1 protein-coding gene is annotated in these 1,135 nt (G+C 45.8%); it reads right to left on the minus strand.

Going from position 1 to position 1,135, the window contains the following annotated elements:
* Nucleotides 1-1,013 (minus strand): IS30 family transposase (locus tag EKM76_RS13365; protein WP_164507671.1); only part of this gene is annotated, 1,013 nt, incomplete at its 3' end.
* Nucleotides 1,014-1,135: the final 122 nt, after the last annotated feature.

The following is a 1,135-nucleotide window of genomic DNA, read 5'->3' on the forward strand; positions in this document are numbered from 1 at the left end:
GAGAAAAGCTCTTTGGGTGTTTGATAGCCAGTTTGCCGGCGCGGTAAATTGTTTAGCTTTGACTCAACTGCTTGGATATCATGAGGACCCAAAATATCCATGGATAGACCCTTGGGTACATCGCGGCGGATCATTCGATTATGCGCTTCGTTAGTCCCACGCTCAGAGGAACGATATGGATGGGCATAATAAAGGTCAGCGACACCGGTAAGTACAGCGCCAACTTCCGAGAACTCAGCGCCATTATCGGCAGTAACTGACTTCATGATTGATCCGTATTCTTGACAGATCTTGGCCAGCTCATAGTTGACTGAATCGGCATCACGACCATCGATCAAACGTAGAATTTGGCAGCGGGATTGACGCTCGATCAGCGTTAAGATCACACTCTCTTGACCGTTGCGCTTGCCCACCACGGTGTCCAATTCGAAATGGCCGAACTCTTGGCGCTGGTCGATACTTTTAGGCCGTTCATCAATACTCCGTCCGGCCAGACGCTTGTGCTTGATCGAGTGATGATGTTTGGCACGGTGGCGCGTTTTTTCGAGTAGATCAAGATTGCGGACTTCAAGTAACTGGGCATCAATATAGTGGTATAGCGTCTTGGTCGAGACCATCTCCTCAGGTTGATATAAGCCTTCAAGTTTGGCCCGTCCTACTACTGCATCAGGCGACCAACCATCTTGACGCAAATGAGTCGTAAAATAGTCGATAAAATCAGCGACACCGACGAGTTTCAAAGGTCGATGACAGTGGGCTCGATTAGCTTCGTACTTAGCTTGTGCTGTTTCTGGTGAGTATACAGCGTAATATTGGCGTTGACCATTCACTTTTTTTACTTGGTCGATCTCGCCGCGGCACAATTCATTATTGATTGTTTGATGACAAACATTAAGCGCTCTGGCAATTGCACGATTGGAATAGCCTTGGCTGTGCAGCGTAGCAATTCTGCCTCGTTCAAACGAAGTTAGGTGCTGACCTTTTTTTCTGACTGTGGTATTCTGTTCTTGCATCAAGACAATAACCTCTTTCATTGTTTGTGTAGGAACATCAATGATAACAGAGATTTGTCTTGGTGTTTTTTATTTTATCAATTAGCTAAAAGTATTTGGCTAACTTGATTATAAAACGCGCG

The sequence above is a fragment of the Loigolactobacillus zhaoyuanensis genome, assembly GCF_003946385.1.
Classification (GTDB): Bacteria; Bacillota; Bacilli; order Lactobacillales; family Lactobacillaceae; genus Loigolactobacillus; species Loigolactobacillus zhaoyuanensis.